The organism is Marinobacter sp. MIT932201 (assembly GCF_047123295.1).
In the GTDB taxonomy this organism is placed as follows: Bacteria; Pseudomonadota; Gammaproteobacteria; order Pseudomonadales; family Oleiphilaceae; genus Marinobacter; species Marinobacter salsuginis.
On sequence record NZ_CP138917.1, the window covers coordinates 1,965,347 to 1,985,303 of the forward strand.

Below are 19,957 nucleotides of genomic sequence, written 5' to 3' on the forward strand. Positions count from 1 at the left end.
ACCAAACGTGCCACTGTTAACGCTGGACTCAGTATCCCTGGCTTATGGAATGCATCCGTTGCTGGATCAGGCCTCCCTGGTCATTGATGCCGGCGAGCGCGTATGTTTGCTGGGGCGCAACGGCGAGGGAAAATCCACGCTGCTCAAGATTGTCAGTGGGGAAGTGGTACCCGACGGTGGCGTGGTGCGTCTCGACGACGGCGCTGTTCTGGCAGTACTTCCGCAGAACCTGCCTTCGGAAGACTCCCGTACCGCCTATGAAGTGGTCGCTGGCGCCTTTCCGGAAACGGGCCAGTTGCTCGCTGAATTCCATCAACTGTCCCAGCAGGCCGATGAGGCGAGTCTCGACCGGCTGATGAAGGTTCAAGAGCGCCTGGAGGCACTGGATGGCTGGCGCCTCGATCAGAAAGTTACCACCATTCTTGGACAGTACGGCGTCGACCCGGACCAGACACTGAATACCCTGTCCGGCGGTTGGCAGCGCCGGGTTTTGCTGGCCAAGGCGCTGGTTGCCGATCCGGACATACTGTTGCTGGATGAGCCCACAAACCATCTGGATGTACCCGCCATTGCCTGGCTGGAAGAGGCTCTTGGGCAATTCCGCGGCGCCATGTTGTTCGTCAGCCATGATCGTGCGTTTATCCGTCGTATGGCGACTCGGATTGTGGAGCTCGACCGGGGCAAGCTGGTGAGCTTTGCCGCCACCTATGATCGCTACCTCGATCTGAAAGAAAAGGCGCTGGAAGAAGAAGAGCGGCAGAATGCCTTATTCGACAAGCGTCTGAAGCAGGAAGAGGCCTGGATTCGGCAGGGTATCAAGGCCCGCAGGACCCGTAATATGGGGCGTGTTCGGGCCCTGAAAGCCATGCGCGAAGAACACCGGCAGCGCCGGGTTCGGGGTGGCACTGCGAGCTTTTCGGTGGAGGACGCGGCGCGTTCCGGCAAGCTGGTGGTCGAGACCAGGAACGCGGGCTTCGCCTATCCGGGTGGCAGCCCGGTAATCCGAGATATGAACCTTACCATCCTGCGAGGGGACAAGATCGGGCTCGTTGGCGAGAATGGCACGGGCAAGACCACCCTGGTGCGACTCCTGTTGGGAGATTTGGAACCAACCGAGGGTTCCATTCGTCTGGGAACCAATCTTCAGGTTGCCTACTTTGATCAGTTGCGAGGTGAGCTGGATCTGACACGGAACGCACTGGATAACCTGTCCGAGGGTCGGGAGTTCATCGACATCAACGGTCAGAGCAAACATGTGCTCGGCTATTTGCAGGAGTTCCTGTTCACCCCGGAACGCGCCAGATCGCCGGTAAGCGTCTTTTCCGGGGGAGAGCGCGCCCGGCTGCTGCTGGCGAAGCTGTTCAGCAAGCCCGCCAATATCCTGGTGCTTGATGAGCCAACCAACGATCTTGATGTGGAAACACTGGAGTTGCTGGAGGAACAGCTGGCGGAATTTGCCGGCACCGTGATTGTGATCAGTCACGACCGTGAGTTTCTTGATAATGTGATCACCGAAACGGTTTTCCTCGATGGATCGGGCAGAGTGCGTGAGTTCGTCGGTGGCTATACCGATTGGCGTCGGCAGGGCGGTTGTTTCCCATCGGAAGCGACCGGCAATCGGCCGGACAAGCAGGATAAAACCGGTAAAAGCCCTGGCGATACCGGCAAGGCCGAATCACAGAAAGCTGAGGATGGCGAAAAAGCGGGAGGGCAGCCCCAGAAAAGCAAACCCGTTAAGCTGAGCTACAAGCTCAAACTGGAGCTCGAGCAGTTGCCAGGGCAGATCGAGGCACTCGAGCAGGAAGTCGCCGGCCTGCAGGAAAGAATTTCCCAGGCCGATTTTTATTCAGGCCCACCGGATGAAGTCTCGGCCACTCTGGAAGCACTGACGGAAAAGGAAAGCCGTCTGGAGCAGGTCATTGAGCGGTGGATGGAGCTGGAAGAACAGGCAAACCAATGAACGTACACTACGATTTCAAGTTTCAGGACGGCCGTACTGTAGAATTCAAAGTAACGGACAAACCGTCCCGGCCCTCGGACTCGCTGCCCTCATGGACAAAACTGGAGCATTGCCAGTGTAGCAACTGCCCGCTGAAAGCGTCGGAATCTCCTCACTGCCCGGCAGCAACAGAAATATTGCCTGTTGTAGAGGCCTTCCGGGATGAGGACGCCTATCAGAAGGTTGAAGTAAAGGTAACGGATGACCGCCGCAGCTATGTGAAGCAGACTGCCCTGGAGGAGGCGCTCCGTTCGCTGCTTGGATTGAAGATGGCGACCAGCGGGTGTCCGGTGCTGTCAGAGCTCAAGCCGATGGCTGTTCATCACCTGCCGCTTGCAAATACCGACGAATTCATCATGCGCAGTGTTTCCCACTACCTGTTGCAGCAGTATTTTGCGAAACGGAATCACCAGACCCCGGACTGGGAGCTGAAAGGGCTTGTGGAGAGGAATCAGCGGCTGCAACTGGTTAACCAGGCCCTGTGGCAGCGTATCCACTCGGTCTGCAGGGGAGACAGCAACCTGAAGGCGCTGCTGAACTTCTTTTCAATGGCCTCAAGCGTCAGCTTTTCGTTGGAAAGCCAGCTGCGCAAACTGGAGGCTAAGATGGGCGGGGAGGGAGCCTGATAACCGCTGTCCCATTGAGCCGGCCCGGGGTAAGACCCGGGCCTTCTATTCACGAACCGTTAGTGGATTCGAACGGCCAGAACATCGCATTCGGTTCCATGAAGGACCCCGTTGGCAGTTGAGCCCAGCAACAGCTGGAAACCCTTTCGCCCGTGACTGCCAACGATCACCAGATCCACTTCCTGCTCCTTGGCGAGCCTGTGAATTTCTGATTCCGGGCGACCGACCGTCACTACCTGATTGTTCTTTGCGACGCCGTACTGATCCCCGTAGGTTCCCAACTGCTCGCGCGCCGCTTTGTCGAGCTGATCCTGCAGTTCCGTCAGGTCCATCGGGATGTCACCACCATAGGCATACCCGACCGGCTCAACCACGTGGACCAGCATCAGCTCGGCCCCATGGGCTTCGCTCACGGCCTTTGCCTTGTCCAGCACCTGAGGCGCTTCTTCAGTAAGATCAATGGCAACAAGCATCTTTTTATAGGCAGACATCGTTTCGCTCCTTCGCACACGGGGTGTTGTTCTTAGGATAGTACCTTAAATTAGGTCGGGAAAGTGTAGCGGGAAACTGACGGGTATCAAAAACAGAAGCGGAAAACTGCTTTTCTGGCAGGCAATTACGCCTGCCAGAAACGGGGTAGGTGTTCAGGCGTTACCCTGAAGAAGTTCAATGGTTGTGGCCAGGCCCTTGAGGATGCCCTTGGAATACCGGTCGATCACAAAACCCACGTTGTTTTCGTTGTAGTTAATGTAGGATCCGCGAATGAATTGCCACTTGGACGAGAGATCGTCAATTACTGCTTTAAGTTCTTGTGTTCCTTCGCCCTTTTTTACCAAAGCCAGCAGTTCGTCCAGCTCCCGGGCCTGCTCGTCCAGCGGGGTTTCGGTCGAAGAACCCTGGAAGGTCTGGGCAACCGAGGAATTGGTCCTTACCGAGTACTTGGCCATCATCTGGGCCATCTTTACGGCAGCCGACCGGGCCGCTTCAACCCTCGGATTGGTGTCGGTCTGGGAGCTCTCCTGTGCCACCCGGTAAAGCTCGGTGGCTTTTTCGTTCATGGTCAGCGCCTGGTTGGCCATATCTGAGACGAGGCGCAGATCCGGATAACCCTGATTACGCACATCGTTGATATTGTCGCGCATCAGGTTCTTGAACTTGTCGAATTCCTGATTCAGCCCCTCCAGCTCCTCGGCCGACAGTACTCCCGAGTCGCTACCAGCAACGGAGTTCATGGAGTCATTGGCCGAGTTGATGCCCTGTACGATCTCGTTCAGGGTGTCTGTGTCCCCGGTTCCACTGAAACGGTAGTAAGCATCCAGAGCTACGTAATTGCTGACCCGGAAATTATGAAGATCGGAGAGAAATCCGTCGGCGCTGTCCTGAGCGCGGGCGCCCATAGACGTCAGTGCAAAGAAAATAAATACGGCTACGAGGGAGCGTATCCGCCGGTTGGCGTCTTTCATCGGATGGGTCTCCGTAAAGCGGTTTTATTATTGTGGACCAAAGTCGTAGATCGAAGGTAAAGTAACTGCGTCAGCCAATCAAGCAATTTTGGCGGCGTTGTCGCCCGTAAATGTAAATAACTTTGAAATTTGCGTGACGAAGTTCCTAATTTCCCTGAGCAGTGGCTTCCAGTTCACTGAAACATAACAATTCCGCTCCAATTTCTTCGGTTGCCCCCGGCATTTTGGGGACTTTTGCAACCCTCCCGAAAGAAACAAATTGACAAACGCGCCGTTTTTTTTCATCGTGTGCCCTCACGATTCAAACGACTGTATGAATTTTTGGATCGGATGATCGGGCAGTGACCGAAATCTCGCTGCACAAACAGCCGCGCCGGTAAACCAAAAGCACCGCTCGGCTGGAAGCAGTTCCAAACACAGACTGGAGATCAGTTGATGATTTACGAAGGTAAAGCCATCACGGTTAAAGAGATCGAAGGCGGGATCGCTCAGTTGAACTTCGACTTGCAGGGCGAGTCAGTGAACAAGTTCAACCGTCTTACTATTGAAGAGCTCCGCGCCGCGACTGACGCACTTAAAGCGCAGAAGAACCTGAAGGGCCTGGTAGTGACCAGCTCCAAGGACAGCTTCATTGTTGGTGCCGATATTACCGAATTCACCGAGCTGTTTGCGGGCTCGGAAGAGGATCTGGTAGCCAACAACCTCAAGGCCAACGAAGTCTTCAACGCCGTTGAAGATCTGCCGTTCCCCACCGTTACCGCGATCAACGGTATGGCCCTGGGTGGCGGTTTCGAGATGTGCCTGGCGACCGACTACCGGGTGATGGACAAGAAGGCCAAGGTTGGTCTTCCGGAAGTGAAACTGGGCATCTTCCCTGGCTTCGGCGGTACCGTGCGTCTGTCCCGTCTGGTAGGTGTCGACAACGCCGTTGAGTGGATCAGTGGCGGCACCGAGAACCGTGCAGATGCGGCACTGAAAGTCGGCGCTGTGGATGCTGTGCTCGAGTCCGACAAGCTTGTGGATGCAGCGGTTGGCATTATTAACCAGTGCAACGAAGGCAAGCTGGATTACGAAGCTCGTCGCGAAGAGAAGAAGGGCAAGATCAAGCTTAATGCCATGGAAAGCATGATGGCATTCGAGATCTCCAAGGCATTCGTGGCCGGCAAGGCTGGCAAGAATTACCCGGCGCCGGTCGAGGCCATCAAGGTCATGCAGAAGCATGCCGGTATGACCCGTGACAAGGCAATCGAGGTAGAGGCCAAAGGCTTCGCCAAGATGGCCAAGACCAACGTTGCGGCTTGCCTGGTTGGCCTGTTCCTGAACGATCAGGAGCTCAAGAAGAAGGCCAAGGCCTGGGAAAAAGAAGCCAATGACGTGAACCTGGCCGCCGTACTCGGCGCCGGTATCATGGGTGGTGGCGTTGCGTTCCAGTCCGCCTTGAAAGGCACGCCGATCATCATGAAGGACATCAACCAGGACGGTATCGCCCTGGGCCTGAAGGAAGCCAAGAAGCTTCTGACCAAGCGGGTCGAGAAGGGCAAGATGAAGCCCGATCAGATGGCTGACGTGCTTAACAGCATCACGCCGACCCTGAACTACGGTGACTTCAAGAACGTCGACCTGGTGGTTGAAGCCGTGGTTGAGAATCCGAAGGTGAAAGACGCGGTTCTTCGTGAAACCGAAGATGCGGTTCGTGAGGACACTATCCTGACCTCCAACACCTCGACGATTTCCATCGATCTGCTGGCGAAGAACCTGAAGCGTCCGGAAAACTTCTGCGGCATGCACTTCTTCAACCCGGTACACATGATGCCGCTGGTTGAGGTAATCCGTGGCGAAAAGACCAGTGATCGTGCAATCGCGACCACCGTGGCTTACGCCAAAGCCATGGGCAAGACCCCGATCGTTGTTAACGATTGCCCGGGCTTCCTGGTTAACCGCGTTCTGTTCCCGTACTTCGGCGGCTTTATCGGCCTGGTGCGTGACGGTGCTGACTTCCAGCACGTTGACAAGGTTATGGAAAAGTTCGGCTGGCCCATGGGCCCTGCCTACCTGCTGGACGTTGTCGGCATGGATACCGGCAAGCACGCTGGTGAAGTGATGGCAGACGGCTTCCCGGACCGCATGAAGCACGAAGGTACAACCGCCATTGACGTGATGTTCGATAACAACCGTTACGGACAGAAGAACGACAAGGGCTTCTACAAGTATGAACTGGACCGCAAGGGTAAGCAGAAGAAGGTTGTCGACGAAGAGACCTACAAGCTGCTCGAGCCGGTTGTTCAGGGTAAGAACGAATTCAGCGAAGAAGACATCATCGCCCGTATGATGATTCCTCTGTGTCTGGAAACCGTTCGCTGCCTGGAAGACGGCATTGTCGAAGATCCGGCAGATGCTGATATGGGCCTGATTTTCGGTATCGGCTTCCCGCCGTTCCGTGGCGGTGCCCTGCGCTATATCGACGATATGGGTGTAGACAAGTTCGTCGAACTGGCAGACAAGTTTGCAGACCTTGGTCCTCTTTATCACCCGACCGAGAAGCTGCGTGAAATGGCCAAGACTGGCAAAAAGTTCTTTGGCTAACCCTGAACGAGATTTCCGAACGGAGAAAGATCTATGAGCCTTAATCCGAGAGACGTTGTCGTCGTCGATTGCGTGCGGACTCCGATGGGTCGTGCCAAAAACGGTTGTTTCCGGAACGTGCGTGCAGAGACCCTGTCCGCCAATCTGATCGAAGCACTGTTTGAGCGCAACCCGAAGCTCGACCCGAAAGAAGTTGAAGATGTTATTTGGGGCTGTGTAAACCAGACCAAGGAGCAGGGCTTCAACGTGGCGCGTCAGATTTCCCTGCTGACCCGCATTCCCCACGAGTCTGCTGCCCAGACCGTGAACCGTCTGTGTGGTTCGGCCATGAGTGCGATCCATACTGCCGCGCAGGCCATCATGACCGGTAACGGTGATGTGTTCTTCGTGGGTGGTGTCGAGCACATGGGGCACGTACCCATGACCGAAGGCTTCGACCACAATCCGGCGGCCTCCAAGTACTCCGCAAAGGCGTCCAACATGATGGGCCTGACTGCGGAAATGCTGGCCAAGATGCACGGGATTACCCGTGAGCAGCAGGACGAGTTCGGTGCTCGCTCCCACCGTTTGGCCCATGAAGCGACCGTAGAAGGCCGTTTCAAGAACGAAATCGTGCCGATTGAAGGTCACGATGAGAATGGCTTCAAGGTGCTGATCGAGCAGGACGAGACTATTCGTCCGGAGACCACGGCTGAATCCCTGAGCCAGCTAAAGCCGGCGTTCGATCCGAAGAACGGTACTGTGACTGCCGGGACTTCCTCCCAGCTGACCGACGGTGCCGCTGCCATGGTACTGATGTCCGCAGAGCGGGCTGAGGCCCTGGGACTTAAGCCGATTGCCAAGATTCGCAGCATGGCCGTTGCCGGCTGTGATCCCGCAATCATGGGCTATGGTCCGGTACCTGCCACCAAAAAGGCGCTCAAGCGCGCAGGCCTGAAAGTTGAAGATATCGACTTCTGGGAACTGAACGAGGCCTTTGCCGGCCAGTCGCTGCCAGTCCTCAAGGACCTGAAGCTGCTGGGCGTTATGGAAGAGAAGGTGAACCTGAACGGCGGCGCGATTGCCCTTGGCCATCCGCTGGGCTGCTCTGGTGCACGTATCTCCACAACCCTGCTGAATGTGATGCAGGCCAAAGGCGGTAAACTTGGTGTTTCCACCATGTGTATCGGTCTGGGCCAGGGCATCGCGACGGTCTGGGAGCGTCTGTAACCCGTTAAGGAGGTTGCAGTACGCGGTTTCAGAAGGCCCGGCAAATGCCGGGCCTTTCTGTTTCAATCGGCGGCCTGAACCGGGTTCCCGAATGTGAAAAAAAGCAGGATTGAAACCAAAGAATGGGTTGTCTTGCTATTCTTGACCCTGTAAAACAGTGAGCCTATACAGATTGGCGGCGTATGAGTGTTTTCTAGCCGACTGATTTTACAGCGAGTTTACGGTTTGCTGATTAATTGACCGATTTATCGCCAAGGATACAGAACTCCGATATGGGTAAAAGTCTCGTAATTGTCGAGTCACCAGCGAAAGCGAAGACCATCAACAAGTACCTGGGCTCTGACTTCATCGTCAAATCGAGCGTCGGGCATATTCGTGATCTTCCCGTCAGTGGCAGCGGATCCCAAACCGATCCCAAGGAGCGTGCCAAGCAGGCTGCGCTCACCCGGAAGATGAGCCCGGAAGAAAAGGCGGTGCATAAAAAGCGCAAGGCCCGTGAGCAGCTGGTCGCCCGCATGGGCGTCGACCCGGATCAGGACTGGAGTGCGCGTTACGAGATCCTTCCCGGCAAGGAGAAGGTGGTCAGCGAGCTCAAGCGTCTCGCCAAATCAGCAGACCATATCTATCTGGCAACGGATTTGGACCGCGAAGGGGAGGCCATCGCCTGGCACCTTCAGCAGACGATCGGTGGCGAGCCCGAGAAATACCGACGTGTAGTGTTCAACGAAATCACCAAACGTGCCATCCAGGAAGCCTTCAAGGATCCCGGCAATCTTGACAATAACCGGGTGAATGCCCAACAGGCCCGACGTTTCCTGGATCGGGTTGTCGGGTACATGGTGTCGCCCCTGCTTTGGGCCAAGATTGCCCGGGGACTGTCTGCCGGTCGGGTGCAATCAGTCGCCGTACGGCTGATTGTTGAGAGGGAGCGGGAGATCCGGAAGTTTGTTCCGGAGGAGTTCTGGCAATTACACGCCGATCTCGCGTCCGCCAAGGCGGATCAGCCGGTCCGCTTTGAAGTAACCCGCCATGACGACAAGCCTTATCGCCCGGTCAATGAGCAGCAGAGCAGCGAGCACGTCAGCCGCCTCAAGGCGGGTACGTTCAAGGTTGCCAAGCGGGAAGACAAACCAACCCGTTCCCGCCCTTCGGCTCCGTTTATTACCTCCACGCTGCAGCAGGCGGCGAGTAACCGCATGGGCTTCAGTGTCAAAAAGACCATGATGCTTGCCCAGCGTCTATATGAAGCTGGCTTTATTACCTATATGCGTACTGACTCCACCAACCTGAGTCAGGATGCGATCAACAGTTGCCGCACCTATATTCAGAAGCAGTTTGGCGATAAATACCTGCCGGAAAAGCCCCGGGTTTACGGTAGTAAAGAGGGGGCCCAGGAAGCCCACGAAGCCATCCGGCCAACGGAAGTCAGTCGCCGGCCCTCGGATATCAGTGGCCTGGAGAAAGACGCGGAGAAGCTCTACGACCTGATCTGGCGCCAGTTCATTGCCTGCCAGATGTCCGATGCGGAGTTTCTCAGTACCTCGATAGTCGTTGCCAACGGCGATTATGAGCTGCGCACCCGGGGCCGGATTATCAAGTTCGACGGTTTCCTGAAAGCCGCGCCACAGGCGGCCAAGAAAGATGAAGACATCGCGCTGCCTGATATTCAGGTAGATGAAGTGCTGGACCTGAAAAAACTCGACCCGAGCCAGCACTTTACCAAGCCTGCGCCGAGGTACACCGAGGCGAGCCTGGTCAAAGAGCTCGAAAAGCAGGGTATTGGCCGTCCCTCGACCTATGCGTCGATTATTTCGACGATTCAGGATCGCGGCTATGTCAGGCTGCAGAACCGCCGCTTCTATGCCGAGAAGATGGGCGAGATTGTGACCGAGCGCCTGTCAGAATCTTTCCCGAATCTGATGGACTTCGATTTCACCGCGAAGATGGAAGATGAGCTCGACGAAATTGCCGAGGGTGATGTCGAGTGGAAGAAAGTCCTGAATGATTTTTACGGCCGTTTCAAGCAGCAACTGGAAACGGCAGAAAGTGGTGAAGACGGCGGCATGCGTGCCAACACGCCCACCGAGACTGATATTCCGTGTCCGAGCTGCGGTCGGAATATGCAGATTCGTGTGGCCAGTACGGGTGTATTCCTGGGCTGCTCCGGTTACTCATTACCACCGAAGGAGCGTTGCAAGACCACCATCAATCTCGTGTCCGGCGACGAAGTGGTCAGCGCTGACGATGACGTGGAAGGCGAGGGCGAAACCCGGCTGCTGCGCAAGAAGCGCCGCTGCCCCAAGTGTGGCACTGCCATGGACAGCTACCTGGTGGACGAAACCCGCAAGCTGCATGTCTGTGGTAACAATCCGGATTGCTCTGGCTACGAGGTAGAAAAGGGCACGTTCCGCATCAAGGGCTACGATGGGCCGACCCTCGAGTGCGACAAGTGTGGCTCTGAGATGCAGCTGAAGACGGGGCGGTTTGGAAAGTATTTCGGTTGTACCAATACCGAGTGCAAGAACACCCGTAAGCTGCTCAAAAATGGCGAGCCAGCACCGCCCAAGATGGACCCGGTACCCATGCCGGAGCTTCAGTGCCAGAAGGTGGATGACACTTACGTTCTTCGTGATGGGGCGTCCGGGTTGTTTCTGGCCGCCAGCAAGTTCCCGAAAAATCGGGAAACGCGACCACCTCTGGTGATGGAGATCAAACCACACCGGAAGGAAATTGATCCGAAGTATGATTACCTGATGGATGCGCCCGAGCGTGATCCTGAAGGCAATCCGACGGTGATTCGCTACAGCCGCAAGACCAAGGAGCAGTACGTCATGTCCGAGAAGGAAGGCAAGGCGACGGGCTGGTCCGCGTGGTATGTGAACGGAAAGTGGCAGCCGCAGGACAAGAAAAAGTAGTGCCTGTGGATTCGGGGCCGGGTGAGAGCTTTCATCCGGCCCCAGCTTCAGAGACTTACCGGAACTTCCTGAGTCTCTGGATTAAAGAGGATGTATCCCAGCGTTTGCCCCCCATGGACTGCACATCCGCGTAGAACTGATCCACCAGAGCGGTGACTGGCAGAGACGCGTTCACTTTTCGTGCCTCTTCCAGGCAAATCCCCAGGTCCTTACGCATCCAGTCAACCGCGAAGCCGTGTTCGAATTCACCCGCAATCATCGTTGCCGAGCGGTTTTCCATTTGCCAGGACTGGGCTGCCCCTTTCGAAATCACATCCACCACTTTTGCCACATCCAGCTCAGCCTGCTCGGCAAAGTGCAGCGCCTCTGAAAGGCCCTGTACAAGACCGGCAATGGCGATCTGGTTCACCATCTTGGTTTTCTGGCCACTGCCAGCTGGGCCCATTCGGTTGAGTGCGCGCGCATAGTGCTCCATAACCGGCTCGGCTTTCGCATAGTCCTGTTCAGAGCCGCCGCACATGATGGTCAGCTTGCCGTTTTCGGCTCCTTGCTGGCCGCCGGACACAGGCGCGTCCACAAATCCCATGTTGTTTTTACTGGCAGCTTCAGCAAGATACTCGGCAATGCCGGCTGAAGCCGTAGTGTGATCGACCAGAACCGCACCTTCGGAGGCATTGGCGAGGATGCCTTCATCGCCTTCGTAAACTGCTTTAAGATCGACATCCGCACCAACGCAGGTGAGTACTATATCCGCGCCCTTCACGGCCTCGGCAATGGAGGTGCAGCTGGTTCCCCCGTATTCGCTTGCCCATTGCTCGGCTTTGGCGCTGGTTCGGTTCCAGACCCTGACGTTGAGCCCGGCCTTGGCCAGGTGCCCGGCCATTGGATAGCCCATTACGCCGAGGCCGATAAACGCTGCTGTAGTCATTGCTTTCTCCTCTTATGTTTTTGTCGGGTTAACTTAGCACAGAAGGGCGGGGCGGCACGCAATAAAAAAGGCCGCTGAATCAGCGGCCTTTCCATGCGTTGCCCGAGAAATCAGGCTTATTTCGCCGGATAATCCCGGGAATCCGAGCCAGTGTAAAGCTGGCGCGGACGGCCGATGCGATAGTCGCCGCTGACCATTTCGTTCCAGTGCGAGAACCAGCCGATGGTCCGCGACAGGGCGAAGATAACGGTGAACATCGAAGTCGGGATTCCGATGGCCTTGAGGATGAGTCCGGAGTAGAAGTCGACGTTCGGGTAAAGCTTGCGCTTCACGAAGTACTCGTCTTCCAGCGCGATTTTTTCCAGACGCTGGGCGATCTTCAGCAGCGGGTCGTTTTCGAGGCCTAGCTCGGTCAGAACCTCGTGAGCGGTTTCTGCCATTACCTTGGCGCGCGGGTCGAAATTCTTGTATACCCGGTGGCCGAAGCCCATCAGACGGAATGGATCGTCTTTATCCTTGGCCTTGGCAATGAACTTCTCGATGTTGGACTCGTCGCCGATCTCGGCCAGCATGTCCAGAACCGCTTCGTTCGCGCCGCCGTGCGCGGGGCCCCAGAGGGCGGCAATGCCGGAAGCGATACAGGCATAGGGGTTGGCGCCGGTGGAGCCGGCCAGACGCACAGTGGATGTAGACGCATTCTGTTCGTGGTCTGCGTGCAGGATGAAGATCTTGTCCATGGCCTTTGCTAGGATCGGGTTCGGCTTATATTCCTCACAGGGAACGCCAAACATCATCTGCAGGAAGTTCTCGGAATACGAGAGGTCGTTACGCGGGTACATGAAGGGCTGGCCGATGCTGTACTTGTAACACCAGGCTGCAATCGTAGGCATCTTGGCGACCAGGCGGTGAGCGGTGATCTCACGCTGCTCCTGGCTGGCAACGTCCATCTCGCCGTGGTAGAAGGCGGACAGGGCGCCAACCACACCACACATGATGGCCATCGGGTGTGCATCACGACGGAAACCCTGGAAGAAGTTCCGCATCTGGTCGTGCAGCATGGTGTGGTTTTTGATGGTCTCGTGGAACTTCTGGTTCTCCTCGGCGCTTGGAAGTTCGCCGTGAAGCAGGAGATAGCAGACTTCAAGGTAGTCGGAGTGTTCCGCGAGCTGTTCGATCGGGTAGCCGCGGTGCAGGAGAACGCCATTTGCACCGTCGATGTAGGTAATGGCCGATTCGCAGGCTGCGGTGGATACGAATCCGGGGTCGTATGTAAAAACGCCTTCCTGGACTAGGCCTCGTACGTCGATAACGTCAGGGCCGACGGTGCCGGAATAAATCGGTAGCTCAATGGACTTGTCCCCCACCGAGAGCGTGGCTTTCCTGTCGGTCATGGTGCTCTCCTATTTATCAGCTTTGAAAGCTTTATCTACAGTTATGGATGCGCTAGAAGGCGCGTATTATCGCAAAACTGGCGGCAAAATATAGGGCGTTGGCTTTTTTTGTCAATGGAAGAGTCGGGAAAACCCAGAATTTGACATTCGCTGTAAATCAGGGATATCCCGAATAACAACGGATTGGGGATGGAAAAGGATTTGTCAATCATCCTTATAGCTGGCTTAACCCCCTGAAATACGCGGCTTGAGCGACGTTGCAGGTTTGTAATTGGTTAGGGTACTCCTTATAATCCCTAGCCCGGAATTGGGGATAAACCTTCTCCCGCTGCCTGTAAATAGTGGTTTGCCGGTGAGGTTACCTCCCTTCTGAGCCAATCGTGTGCCGGTTTCGTATCTGCACGCCGATCCTTACATACCAACCATCCGCACCCGGTTTTCCGGTCCCGCGGAACCAAGAGAGAGTGTGAGAGCGCTGTGAATAGCAAACGACCAGTAAATCTCGATCTCGGCAAGTTTCATTTTCCGCTGCCAGCCATTACGTCCATATTGCACCGTATCAGCGGCATCATCATTTTTGTTGGTGTTGCGTTCCTGCTTTACGGGCTTCAGCTTTCCCTGTCGGGGGAAGAGGGCTTCAGTCGTGTCAATGAACTGCTGGACAGCTTCCTTGCCAAGCTGATTATCTGGGGCATCTTGTCTGCTCTGTTGTACCACCTGGTTGCGGGTATCAAGCACCTGTTCATGGATATGGGCATTGGTGAAGAGCTCGAGAGCGGCCGCCTCGCCTCGAAGATCACGATTGTGGTTTCCGTCATTCTCATCGTTCTGGCAGGAGTCTGGGTATGGTAAACAGCGTCACGAACCTGGGTCGCAGTGGTGTCTATGACTGGCTGATCCAGAGGGTAACCGCCTACGTACTTGCTTTGTATACAATTTTCCTGCTCGGCTTTCTGTTGACCTCCGACGTCAACTACGAAACCTGGAGTGCGCTTTTCGACCAGACCTGGTTCCGTATCTTTACCCTGATGGCACTGCTTTCAATCGGTGCTCACGCTTGGGTGGGGCTCTGGACGGTGACGACCGACTATATCAAGGCCATGGGTCCCAGGTTTATCGTGCAGGCGGCTTGTGGGCTGACCATGTTCGTCTATGTGGTTTGGGGCATTCAGATTCTTTGGGGGCTTTAATCGATGGCTAATATCAAGACCATGTCCTTTGACGCAATTGTTATCGGCGGCGGCGGTTCCGGCATGCGTGCCGCGCTCCAGTTGACCGAGTCCGGCGTCAATACCGCGTGTATCACCAAGGTTTTCCCGACGCGGTCTCATACGGTCTCTGCCCAGGGTGGCATCACCTGTGCGATCGCCAGTGCTGATCCGAATGACGACTGGCGCTGGCACATGTATGACACGGTTAAAGGCTCGGACTACATTGCCGACCAGGATGCCGTCGAGTACATGTGTTCCGTTGGTCCTCAGGCGGTATTCGAGCTTGAGCACATGGGTCTTCCGTTCTCGCGCACCGAGCAGGGCCGTATCTATCAGCGTCCGTTTGGTGGTCAGTCCAAAGGCCCTGATAACCCGACTCAGGCAGCACGTACCTGTGCCGCTGCTGACCGTACCGGTCACGCCCTGCTTCACACTCTGTACCAGGCCAACATCAAGGGCGGAACCACCTTCCTTAACGAGTGGTACGCGGTAGATCTCGTCAAGAACAGTAAGGATGAGGTCGTTGGTGTGGTTGCCATTGAGGTTGAGACCGGCGAAGTCGCCTACATCAAATCCAAAGCGACCGTTCTTGCTACCGGTGGCGCGGGACGTATTTACGCCTCCACAACCAACGCGCTGATTAACACCGGCGACGGTATCGGTATGGCACTGCGTGCCGGTTTCCCGATGCAGGACATGGAAATGTGGCAGTTCCACCCGACCGGCATTTACGGAGCGGGAACGCTGGTGACCGAAGGTTGTCGGGGTGAGGGTGGCTACCTGATCAACGCCGAGGGTGAGCGTTTCATGGAGCGCTATGCGCCGAACGCGAAAGACCTGGCGGGCCGTGACGTTGTAGCCCGGGCAATGGTGATCGAGATTCTGGAAGGTCGTGGCTGCGGTCCGGATAAGGATCACGTTCTGCTGAAGCTGGATCATCTGGGTGAAGAGACCCTGAACCTGCGCCTGCCGGGCATCTGTGAGCTGTCCCGCACCTTTGCGCATGTGGATCCTGTCAAAGAGCCGATCCCGGTCGTGCCTACCTGTCACTACATGATGGGCGGCATTCCGACCAACGTTGGTGGTCAGGCGTTGACCCAAGATGAAAACGGAAAAGACAAGCCAATCCCCGGGCTGTTCGCCTGTGGCGAGGCAGCGTGTGTATCGGTACACGGCGCCAACCGTCTGGGTGGTAACTCTCTGCTGGACCTGGTGGTGTTTGGTCGCGCAGCTGGCCTGCACATTGAAGAGCAGCTTCGCGGCGGCTTCGAAGTAGACGGTGCCAGTGAGGACGATATCAAGCGTGCCATGGCGCGGCTTGACCGCCTGAACAACGCAACCGAGGGCGAGAGCGTTGCAGAGGTCCGCAAGGATCTGCAGAACTGCATGCAGTTGTACTTCGGCGTGTTCCGTGACGGCAAGAGCATGGAAGAGGGTCTCAAAAAGCTGGAAGCGATTGGTGAGCGTGTTCGCAACACCAAGCTGGCTGATACCAGCAATGCCTTCAACACCGCCCGTATCGAAGCGCTCGAGCTGGATAACCTCTACGAGGTTGCCCTGGCTACAGCGGTTTCCGCCTTCGAGCGGAAGGAAAGTCGCGGCGCTCATGCCCGGAACGACTACACCGAGCGTGATGATGAGAACTGGCTGAAGCACTCCATGTTCTTCCCGCTGGAAAAGCGCGTGGGCAAGCGTGATGTGAACTTTGCACCGAAGACGGTGGACAAGTTCGAGCCGAAGGTCCGGACTTACTAAGGGGGACTCCGAAAATGTTAGTAAGCCTTTATCGTTATAACCCGGAGACTGACAACGCGCCTTACATGCAGGACGTGGATGTTGATATTCCGGAAGGCAAGGATCTCATGGTTCTTGATGTGCTGAACCTGATCAAGGAGCGGGATCCTTCAATGGCCTACCGTCGTTCCTGCCGGGAGGGCGTGTGTGGCTCTGATGGCATGAACATGAACGGCAAAAACGGCCTGGCGTGTATTACGCCGGTCTCCCAGGTGGTGAAGGGCGACAAGCTGGTGCTGCGTCCGCTGCCGGGTCTGCCGGTTATTCGTGATCTGGTTGTAGATATGAGTCTTTTCTACAAGCAGTACGAAAAGGTCATGCCTTACCTGATTAACGACAAGCCTGCTCCCGCGATCGAGCGGCTGCAGTCTCCGGAAGACCGCCAGAAGCTGGATGGCCTGTACGAGTGTATTCTCTGTGCCTGCTGTTCCACGTCCTGTCCGTCATTCTGGTGGAACCCGGACAAGTTTATCGGTCCTGCTGGCCTGCTTCAGGCTTACCGTTTCCTGGCGGACAGCCGGGATACAGCCCAGGACGAGCGACTTGCCGGCCTTGATGACCCGTTCAGTGTATTCCGCTGCCGGGGCATCATGAACTGTGTCAGTGTCTGCCCGAAAGGTCTGAACCCCACAAGGGCTATCGGCCACATTCGGAATCTTCTGCTGCAAAGGGCGACTTAAGCAGCAGGATTTGCGACAGACGCTATACTGTTCTGATCAGGTTAGTACCCGGAAGGCCTCGCAAGTTTGCGGGGCCTTCAACCAAAGGCTTATAGTCAAAAGTCTTACCCGGGTGCACACTACGCAAGCCGTGGCGGGAACTTATAAAGTTTTCTCCCTGTTTTGCTGAGTACAAAAACCACCGGGGAATGGAAAACATCCATGTCGGGTGTGGTGGCCAAAGTCGATCCCGTAAAAACCCGTATTGACTGAGATATACCCCTGGCCGACCATATCGGGCTCCCCGCACCAGCCCAAGGTGAGCTATTCAAGATGCACGAAAGCATAATGGAGCAGTTATGGCAGACTTCCCACCTTCAGGGTGGAAATCTCGCCTATGTTGAACAGCTTTTTGAAACCTACCTGACAGACCCCAATGCCGTTCCCGAAGAGTGGCGCAGCTATTTCGACAAACTCCCCAGTGTCGATGGCTACAAAGGTCGTGACATTGTCCACTCTTCCATCCGCGAACAGTTCGAACACATCTCCCGTAACCAGCGCTTTCTAGCCAGTGGCGGCGTTCCCGCCAGTGCAACGTCGGATGCGGACAAGAAACAGATTCGCGTTCTCCAGCTGATTAACGCCTATCGCTTCCGCGGCCATCAGGAAGCGAAGCTGGACCCGCTCGGTGTTTGGCAACGTCCCAAGGTTGAAGACCTCGATCCCGAATTCCATGAATTGTCCGACTCTGACCGTGACCTCGAGTTCCAGACCGGCTCACTGAACCTCGGCTCCGAGACAATGAAGCTCGGAGATATTGTCGATGGTTTGCGCCAGACCTACTGCGAAAGCATTGGCGCTGAATACATGCACGTTGTCGATACCCGCATCAAGCGCTGGTTCCAGCAACGCATGGAGCCGGTTCGTTCACGTCCCGCATACGAGGACAACACCCGAAAGCACATCCTTGAGCGACTGACGGCTGCCGAAGGTCTCGAAAAGTACCTGGGTTCCCGTTATCCGGGTGTGAAACGCTTTGGTCTTGAGGGTGGCGAAAGTCTCATTCCCTGTCTGGACGAGCTGATCCAGCGTGCCGGTTCTTACGGCGCCAAGGAAATCGTTCTGGGTATGGCGCACCGTGGTCGCCTGAACGTCCTGGTCAACACTCTGGGCAAGAATCCGAGAGAACTCTTCGACGAGTTTGAAGGCAAGAAACTGGCCGATTCCGGTTCAGGTGACGTGAAGTACCACCAGGGCTTCTCATCCAACGTAATGACCCCGGGTGGCGAAGTGCACCTGGCGATGGCTTTCAACCCGTCGCACCTGGAAATCGTTTCGCCGGTGGTTGAAGGCTCCGTTCGGGCCCGCCAGACCCGTCGCAACGACGAGGATGGCAGCAAGGTAGTGCCAATCATCATGCACGGTGACGCGGCGTTTGCCGGCCAGGGCGTTGTGATGGAAACCTTCCAGATGTCCCAGACCCGTGGGTTTGGCGTTGGTGGCACCATTCATATTGTTATCAACAACCAGGTTGGTTTCACCACCAGCAAACAGGAAGATGCGCGGTCCACGGAGTACTGCACCGACGTGGCCAAGATGATCCAGGCGCCAATCCTGCATGTGAATGCGGACGACCCGGAAGCGGTCATGTTCGTGACCCAGATGGCCATGGACTACCGCAACGAATTCAAGAACGACGTGGTGATCGATCTGGTCTGCTATCGTCGTCGTGGTCACAACGAGGCGGATGAGCCGGCCGCAACCCAGCCGGTCATGTACGAGAAGATCCGTAAGCTGAAGACCACTCGCAACCTGTACGTTGACCAACTGGTGGAAGCCGGTGTTATCACCGAGGAAGAAGCCAAGCAGATGGAGAACGACTACCGTGACGCCCTGGATAATGGCGAGCACGTGGTCAAATCCCTGGTCAAGGAGCCCAACAAGGAACTCTACGTGGACTGGACGCCGTACCTGGGCCACGAGTGGACGGCCAAGTGCAAGTCCAGCGTTGCGCTGAAGACCATTCAGAAGCTGGGCAAGAAACTGACCTCGGTCCCTGAAGGTTTCAGTATCCAGCGCCAGGTCTCCAAGATTGTGTCCGACCGCGAGAAAATGACCGCCGGCGCCCTGCCGATCAACTGGGGCTACGGTGAAGTCATGGCCTATGCGACGTTGCTCAACGAAGGGCATCCGATCCGCATTACCGGCCAGGATGTTGGCCGCGGCACCTTCTCGCATCGCCACGCGGTTCTGCACAACCAGAAAGACGGCTCGACTCATATTGCCCTTGAGCAATTGTCGGAAGACCAGCCGAAATTCGAAATTTACGACTCGCTGCTCTCGGAAGAAGCCGTGATGGCGTTCGAGTACGGTTACGCGACCACCGCACCTGATGGCCTTGTGGTCTGGGAAGCGCAGTTTGGCGACTTCGCCAACGGTGCCCAGGTCGTGATCGATCAGTTCCTGACCAGTGGTGAGCACAAGTGGGGGCGCCTCTGTGGCCTGACCCTGCTGCTGCCTCATGGCTACGAAGGGCAGGGGCCGGAGCACAGCTCTGCACGCCTCGAGCGTTTCCTGCAGCTGAGTGCCGAGCATAATATCCAGGTCTGCGTGCCGACCACGCCGTCGCAGGTATTCCATATGCTGCGTCGCCAGGTGAAGCGCCCGCTGCGCAAGCCTCTGGTTGCCATCACGCCCAAGAGCCTGCTGCGGCACAAGGAAGCGACGTCCGATCTTGACGATCTGACCACCGGTACCTTCAAGACCGTGCTGCCTGAGAAAGAGCCGTCCGATCCGAAGAAAGTCACCCGTCTGATCCTGTGTTCCGGCAAGGTCTATTTTGATCTGCTCGAGAAGAAGAAATCGGACGAGCGTGAAGACGTCGCCATTGTCCGGATCGAACAGCTGTATCCTTTCCCCGGAGACGACCTTGACGAGCTCCTGAGCGAGTACACCAAGCTCAAGCACGTTGTCTGGTGTCAGGAAGAGCCGATGAACCAGGGTGCCTGGTATTGCAGCCAGCATCACATGCGTAATGCGCTGCACCGCCTGAATCCCAAGCTGTACCTTCAGTATGCCGGTCGTGACGCTTCGGCTGCTCCTGCCTGTGGCCATATGTCGGTCCACATTGAAGAGCAGAAGAAACTGGTTAACGACGCGTTTGAAATTTGACGAGCTAC

The 19,957-nt window shown here is 56.2% G+C and carries 14 protein-coding genes; 10 read left to right on the forward strand and 4 right to left on the reverse strand.

Features of this window, described 5'->3' with window-relative positions:
* Positions 1-7: 7 nt before the first annotated feature.
* Together SIC15_RS08890 and SIC15_RS08895 are read left to right on the forward strand one after the other, a co-directional pair.
* Positions 8-1,960: an ATP-binding cassette domain-containing protein gene (locus SIC15_RS08890; protein ID WP_412537494.1), complete on the forward strand. Its 1,953-nt coding sequence runs from the start codon at positions 8-10 to the stop codon at positions 1,958-1,960.
* Positions 1,957-2,625, forward strand: coding sequence for a DUF6901 family protein (locus SIC15_RS08895; protein ID WP_412537495.1), 669 nt, complete (start codon positions 1,957-1,959; stop codon positions 2,623-2,625). The genes SIC15_RS08890 and SIC15_RS08895 overlap by 4 nt, the downstream gene beginning before the upstream one ends.
* Positions 2,626-2,684: 59 nt before the next feature.
* Here SIC15_RS08895 and SIC15_RS08900 read toward each other — a convergent pair whose 3' ends face one another.
* On the reverse strand, positions 2,685-3,116 hold the full coding sequence (locus SIC15_RS08900) for a universal stress protein (protein WP_069185002.1): 432 nt from the start codon (positions 3,114-3,116) through the stop codon (positions 2,685-2,687).
* Positions 3,117-3,269: 153 nt separating this feature from the next.
* Positions 3,270-4,088: a hypothetical protein gene (locus SIC15_RS08905; protein ID WP_412537496.1), complete on the reverse strand. Its 819-nt coding sequence runs from the start codon at positions 4,086-4,088 to the stop codon at positions 3,270-3,272.
* 435 nt (positions 4,089-4,523) lie between these two features.
* Here SIC15_RS08905 and fadB point away from each other — a divergent pair, with 435 nt between their 5' ends.
* From fadB to topA, 3 genes are all read left to right on the forward strand, one after another.
* Positions 4,524-6,671 (forward strand): fatty acid oxidation complex subunit alpha FadB, encoded by a 2,148-nt coding sequence (fadB, locus tag SIC15_RS08910; RefSeq protein WP_153634638.1) that lies wholly within the window; start codon positions 4,524-4,526, stop codon positions 6,669-6,671.
* 33 nt (positions 6,672-6,704) lie between these two features.
* Positions 6,705-7,880 carry an acetyl-CoA C-acyltransferase FadA gene (fadA, locus tag SIC15_RS08915; protein ID WP_069185005.1) on the forward strand — a complete coding sequence of 392 codons (1,176 nt, stop codon included), beginning with the start codon at positions 6,705-6,707 and terminating at the stop codon, positions 7,878-7,880.
* Positions 7,881-8,152: 272 nt separating this feature from the next.
* Complete coding sequence (gene topA / locus SIC15_RS08920; protein WP_412537497.1) at positions 8,153-10,795, forward strand: type I DNA topoisomerase; 2,643 nt, start codon at positions 8,153-8,155, stop codon at positions 10,793-10,795.
* Positions 10,796-10,850: 55 nt separating this feature from the next.
* Here topA and SIC15_RS08925 read toward each other — a convergent pair whose 3' ends face one another.
* Positions 10,851-11,723, reverse strand: a complete 873-nt coding sequence (locus SIC15_RS08925) for an NAD(P)-dependent oxidoreductase (protein ID WP_412537498.1) — start codon at positions 11,721-11,723, stop codon at positions 10,851-10,853.
* 116 nt (positions 11,724-11,839) lie between these two features.
* Positions 11,840-13,114 (reverse strand): citrate synthase, encoded by a 1,275-nt coding sequence (gene gltA / locus SIC15_RS08930; protein ID WP_064228093.1) that lies wholly within the window; start codon positions 13,112-13,114, stop codon positions 11,840-11,842.
* A gap of 477 nt (positions 13,115-13,591) precedes the next feature.
* Here gltA and sdhC point away from each other — a divergent pair, with 477 nt between their 5' ends.
* From sdhC to SIC15_RS08955, 5 genes are all read left to right on the forward strand, one after another.
* Positions 13,592-13,966, forward strand: coding sequence for a succinate dehydrogenase, cytochrome b556 subunit (gene sdhC / locus SIC15_RS08935; RefSeq protein ID WP_064228094.1), 375 nt, complete (start codon positions 13,592-13,594; stop codon positions 13,964-13,966).
* Entirely contained in the window at positions 13,960-14,304 is a 345-nt protein-coding gene (gene sdhD / locus SIC15_RS08940) for a succinate dehydrogenase, hydrophobic membrane anchor protein (protein ID WP_064228095.1), read from the forward strand. The genes sdhC and sdhD overlap by 7 nt, the downstream gene beginning before the upstream one ends.
* 3 nt (positions 14,305-14,307) lie before the next feature.
* Positions 14,308-16,080: a succinate dehydrogenase flavoprotein subunit gene (sdhA, locus tag SIC15_RS08945; protein WP_064228096.1), complete on the forward strand. Its 1,773-nt coding sequence runs from the start codon at positions 14,308-14,310 to the stop codon at positions 16,078-16,080.
* 14 nt (positions 16,081-16,094) lie between these two features.
* Entirely contained in the window at positions 16,095-16,799 is a 705-nt protein-coding gene (locus SIC15_RS08950) for a succinate dehydrogenase iron-sulfur subunit (protein ID WP_064228097.1), read from the forward strand.
* A gap of 312 nt (positions 16,800-17,111) precedes the next feature.
* On the forward strand, positions 17,112-19,949 hold the full coding sequence (locus SIC15_RS08955) for a 2-oxoglutarate dehydrogenase E1 component (protein WP_064228098.1): 2,838 nt from the start codon (positions 17,112-17,114) through the stop codon (positions 19,947-19,949).
* Positions 19,950-19,957: the final 8 nt, after the last annotated feature.

What these genes read in the sequence shown, in the direction of transcription:
- SIC15_RS08895 (WP_412537495.1), top strand. Translation starts at nt 1,957, where the DNA reads ATGAACGTACACTACGATTTCAAGTTTCAGGACGGCCGTACTGTAGAA.
- SIC15_RS08900 (WP_069185002.1), bottom strand. Translation starts at nt 3,116, where the DNA reads ATGTCTGCCTATAAAAAGATGCTTGTTGCCATTGATCTTACTGAAGAA.
- SIC15_RS08905 (WP_412537496.1), bottom strand. Translation starts at nt 4,088, where the DNA reads ATGAAAGACGCCAACCGGCGGATACGCTCCCTCGTAGCCGTATTTATT.
- fadB (WP_153634638.1), top strand. Translation starts at nt 4,524, where the DNA reads ATGATTTACGAAGGTAAAGCCATCACGGTTAAAGAGATCGAAGGCGGG.
- fadA (WP_069185005.1), top strand. Translation starts at nt 6,705, where the DNA reads ATGAGCCTTAATCCGAGAGACGTTGTCGTCGTCGATTGCGTGCGGACT.
- topA (WP_412537497.1), top strand. Translation starts at nt 8,153, where the DNA reads ATGGGTAAAAGTCTCGTAATTGTCGAGTCACCAGCGAAAGCGAAGACC.
- SIC15_RS08925 (WP_412537498.1), bottom strand. Translation starts at nt 11,723, where the DNA reads ATGACTACAGCAGCGTTTATCGGCCTCGGCGTAATGGGCTATCCAATG.
- gltA (WP_064228093.1), bottom strand. Translation starts at nt 13,114, where the DNA reads ATGACCGACAGGAAAGCCACGCTCTCGGTGGGGGACAAGTCCATTGAG.
- sdhD (WP_064228095.1), top strand. Translation starts at nt 13,960, where the DNA reads ATGGTAAACAGCGTCACGAACCTGGGTCGCAGTGGTGTCTATGACTGG.
- sdhA (WP_064228096.1), top strand. Translation starts at nt 14,308, where the DNA reads ATGGCTAATATCAAGACCATGTCCTTTGACGCAATTGTTATCGGCGGC.
- SIC15_RS08950 (WP_064228097.1), top strand. Translation starts at nt 16,095, where the DNA reads ATGTTAGTAAGCCTTTATCGTTATAACCCGGAGACTGACAACGCGCCT.
- SIC15_RS08955 (WP_064228098.1), top strand. Translation starts at nt 17,112, where the DNA reads ATGCACGAAAGCATAATGGAGCAGTTATGGCAGACTTCCCACCTTCAG.